The sequence below is a fragment of the Microbacterium sp. genome (assembly GCF_049650565.1).
Classification (GTDB): Bacteria; Actinomycetota; Actinomycetes; order Actinomycetales; family Microbacteriaceae; genus Microbacterium.
The window spans coordinates 1-3969 of record NZ_JBASAK010000017.1; the positions used below are offsets into that span (position 1 = coordinate 1).

Below are 3969 nucleotides of genomic sequence, written 5' to 3' on the forward strand. Positions count from 1 at the left end.
TCGCGAGAGATCTCGCTCACCCCGCGGCCGTCGATGAGCAGGGCGCGGGCGGCGCGCATCCGCACTTCGGCGACGTACTGCGCGGGCGAGCTGTCGAAGGCGGCGCGGAAGCGCTCGGCGAACACCGATCGCGACAGCGCGCTGACGGATGCCATCGACTCGACCGTCCACTCGCGGCCCGGGTCGTCGCGCACCGCGCGGATGACGCGGTCGAGGAACGGATCGCCGGTGCGCGAGGGCCAGCCCTGCGGCGCGCACCCCATGCTCGACCAGGCGCGGATCACGGATTGCAGCAGCGTGGTAGCCATCATGCGGCAGATCACCAGGTCGCCGTCGCGCTCGTAGACGCTGCGGGGGTCGCCGCCCATCTGGTGAGCGAGCGCGGCCGCCGCCGGCTCGAGCTCGTCGAAGTGCCGGATCCAGGCTGTCTCGGGCAGGAGACCCGCGAGATGGGCGGCGCTCTCGGACCAGTCGAGCTCCGAGATCAGCGCTCCGGATCCCTGTGGGACCCGGATCCTGATGCTGCGGCCGGCGGCGAGCAGGGCGTCGCCGGTGCCGAGGGCATCGGGCAGGCCGGCATCAGCCGGCGTCGCGATGCTCCCGTGCAGGACGTAGACCAGGGAGAGGCCCTTTTCGCCGAGGAGGACCGTCTCATCGGCATCCGGTACCGCGCGACGCTGCGAGCGGATGCTGATCGCGACCTCGCCCAGCAGCCTCTCCAGCGCGTGCTCGTGGGCCGGGGAGGCCGTATGCGGTGCGAGAGGGCTCATGCAACAGGAGAACCTGCGCGGCTGTGCCGGTATTCCTGAGGGCGTCGTCGGGCGTGCGGACGGTTCACGGCAGCCGCCCGCGGCTGTGCCTCTCGCGGCCTGGGTCGAAAGTGCTGGGGAGGTCGGTGGCTCCGGTGGAATTCTGCGCCGGGCCGATCGGCGCGGATGAGAAAGCGATCCAGCTCGGGGAGAGGAGCGGGAACGACGAGAAGCATCCGGGCCGATGGGCGCCGGATGCTTCTCGCGGGTGAGCACGAGCGACTCAGCCGTGCGTGTGGATGTGGATGTGCGTCGTGGGTTCGTGGTGACGGGGGAAGCCGTGCGCGTGGTGCGCATGCGGACCGAGGTCACGGTGACGGTCGCCGTGCTCGCCGAAGCGCACGCCGTGATGGACCTCAGAGCCGGGCCGGTGCCCGTGGTCGTGGAAGCGCCGGTCGTGGTGGGCTTCGTGGCAGTGGCCGCCGCGGTGACCGTGTCCGCGGCCCTCGCGGCGGGGCAGGCGCTTGCCTTCGGCCCAGCTGAACTCGCGGGCGATCTTCTCCAGCGAGGCCGTCATGGTGGCGTAATCCTCGGGGGAGACGGCTCCGGCGACGCGGGCGCGCAGCTCGTCGACGGCGGTGCCCAGACGCTGCTTGGCCAGAGTGCCGGCATCCGTCAGCGCCCACCCGTCGCGGGTGCGCTGCACCCAGCCGAGCTCGACGAGGCGGCGCAGCTTGGCGCTGTGGACAGGGCGCTCGGAGGGGACAGTGCCGTCGATGCGGTTCAGCATCCGCCAGTCACGTCGGGTGATGCCCTCGTCGTCGAAGAGCGTGGCGAACTCGGTGCGCATCAGGCGGTCGACGGCGGTGATCCAGTATCCGAAGGGATGAGTGTCAGAGGTGTTCATGGGATTCCTTTACATGTCATATTGCATATGCATGCAGTGTGACATGAATAACCTGTGCATGTCAAGTCACATGTAAAATTGGACCATGACCGCAGAACCCGTGAACCCCGTCGACGCCATCGCCGCCGCGCTGTCGCGGCTTCGCGGGCGGCGTCAGCACCAGCATCCGCTCGGCATGCACGAGCGCGGGCCGCACGAACACGGGCCGCATGGCATGCGGCCGCACGGCGGGCGCGCCCCGTGGGGCCTCGAAGGAGGAATGCGGCACGGCGCACCCGCCGTGGTCCGCATGGTGGAGGCTCTGGCGCAGGCATCCGAGCCGCTCAGCGTGAGCGGCCTCGCCGAGGCGATCGGGGTGGATCAGCCGCGTGCCTCACGGCTGGTGCAGCAGGGCGTGGACCGCGGCTGGGTGCGCCGCGAGGCCGACCCCGACGATGCCCGCCGCACGCGCATCGCGCTCACCGACGAGGGTGCGCGCCTGTTCCGCGGCGTGCGCGGCGAGCGTCGCGAAGCGCTCGGCCGGGCGCTGGCAGCCTTCACCGACGAGGAGAGCGCAGAACTCGCCCGGCTGCTCACCAAGCTCGCCGACAACTGGGGCTGATCAGACCCGCTCATGCTTGGGCAGCCGCACCAGCAGCAGGAGCACGAGGCCCACGGCCAGCACGATCGCCAGCCCCAGCACGCCCCAGTACGTGGCGCCGAACGCCGCGATGAACAGCGCCCACATGCCCGGCGCCATGAAGCTGGCTACGCGACCGGTGGTCGCGTAGAGGCCGAAGATCTCGCCCTGCAGGCCGGTCGGCGTGACGCGCGCCAGCAGTGAGCGGGATGCCGCCTGAGCCGGCCCCACGCAGGCCGAGAGCACCAGGCCGCAGACCCAGAACGGCACCTTGCCGGCGTCGTGCAGCACGAACACGACCACCGCCATCACCAGCAGGATCGACAGGGCCCAGACGATCACGGCCTTCGCACCGAAGCGGTCGTCCGCCCGCCCGGCGAGCACCGTCGAGATGCCGGCGACCACGTTCGCCGCGATCGCGAAGATGATCACCTCGTTCGACGTGAAGTGGAACACCGCTGCGGCGAGGATGCCGCCGAACGCGAACACGCCGGCCAGGCCATCTCGGTAGACGGCGCTCGCCACGAGGAACCAGAAGGTCGGGCGGTGCGTGCGGTACAGGCGCACGATGTCGCGGACCAGCTCGGCGTAACTGGCGAAGAAGCTCACGCGCTTCAGGCCTTCGGCCGCCGCCGGCTCGGGCACATTGCGGAACAGCGGGATCGAGAACACCAGCGTCCACACCGCGCATCCCACGGCGATCAGCCGGTACGCCAGGCCGTTGGAGGTGTCCATGCCGAACCAGTCGAAGCTCGTGAACACCACGATGATCGACAGCGCGACGATGCCGCCGATGTACCCCAGGCCCCAGCCGAGTCCGCTCACGCGGCCGACGGTCTTCGGCGTCGAGACGCTCACCAGCATCGCGTTGTAGTTCACGCCGGCGATCTCGCTGATCACGGCGCCGACCGAGATCACCACGGCGCCGTACCAGAAGAAGGCCGGGTCGGCGTAGGTGAAGAAGAGCGCGAACTGCGCCAGAGCCAGCAGCATGGTCGAGACGAACAGCCACCGCTTCTTGGATCCGGAGCGGTCAGCCGCCTGCCCCAGCACGGGGGCCAGGAGAAGGATCAGGATGCCGGCGAGCATCGACACGAACCCGTAGCCGCTGGTCAGGTCGGCGACGGCCTTCTCGCGGATCGGATCGTTCTCGGAGAGCTTCGCGATCTCGGGCGGCAGGAAACTGCTGCCGGTCAGATACAGCGAGACGAAGACGAACGTCAGCAGCACCGAGTTGAACGGCTGCGTCGACCAGTCCCAGAACGCCCACGAGATCACCTTCCTCCGGGGGATCTCGACCTCTTCGCCCGCCTCGGCGAATGTTGCGCCGAACCCCGGCAGCGCGCCGGTGTTGGCCGTGGGCGGGGGAACGGCGGCACGACGATGGGCTGTCATGCCGGTCACGCTACCGGATGCCGGTGACGCGCGGTGGATGCCGGTGACCTGCTCACCCGAAGGATGCCGCGAGCAGTTCGGCGAACAGCTCGTCCGGGTCGCGCTCCAGGCGTCGCCGGGTGAACCAGTCGCAGATGTTCACGCAGTCGCGGTGCAGCAGATCCAGCCCCTGCGGGACGGCATCCGACGACGAACCGAGCCGGCGCGTCTCGTGCCTGTGGATAACTCCGTGGGCGTCTCCACCTTTCGGATGATCTTCGTCGCCCGCGCGGCTTCTGAGCCGGAAATCCAGCGGATCC

The 3969-nt window shown here is 69.7% G+C and carries 4 protein-coding genes and 1 pseudogene; 1 reads left to right on the forward strand and 4 read right to left on the reverse strand.

The annotated features are described in order from the left end of the window. Together WA967_RS02680 and WA967_RS02685 are read right to left on the reverse strand one after the other, a co-directional pair. A partial coding sequence (locus WA967_RS02680) for an AraC family transcriptional regulator (protein ID WP_424419355.1) occupies positions 1 to 770 on the reverse strand: 770 nt, incomplete at its 3' end. Positions 771 to 1032: 262 nt separating this feature from the next. Then, positions 1033 to 1656 (reverse strand): MarR family winged helix-turn-helix transcriptional regulator, encoded by a 624-nt coding sequence (locus WA967_RS02685; RefSeq protein ID WP_424419356.1) that lies wholly within the window; start codon positions 1654 to 1656, stop codon positions 1033 to 1035. An 85-nt stretch (positions 1657 to 1741) separates the two neighbouring features. Between WA967_RS02685 and WA967_RS02690 the strand changes: the two genes are divergently transcribed. Further along, positions 1742 to 2257: a MarR family winged helix-turn-helix transcriptional regulator gene (locus WA967_RS02690; RefSeq protein WP_424419357.1), complete on the forward strand. Its 516-nt coding sequence runs from the start codon at positions 1742 to 1744 to the stop codon at positions 2255 to 2257. Here the strand turns inward: WA967_RS02690 and WA967_RS02695 are convergent, their stop codons facing one another. Both WA967_RS02695 and WA967_RS02700 read right to left on the reverse strand, forming a co-directional pair. Continuing rightward, a complete protein-coding gene (locus WA967_RS02695) occupies positions 2258 to 3670 on the reverse strand; it encodes an MFS transporter (protein ID WP_424419358.1) in 1413 nt (470 codons plus the stop codon). It abuts the gene before it with no gap. A 52-nt stretch (positions 3671 to 3722) separates the two neighbouring features. Beyond that, a pseudogene (locus WA967_RS02700) lies at positions 3723 to 3969 on the reverse strand (hypothetical protein); the annotation flags it as partial.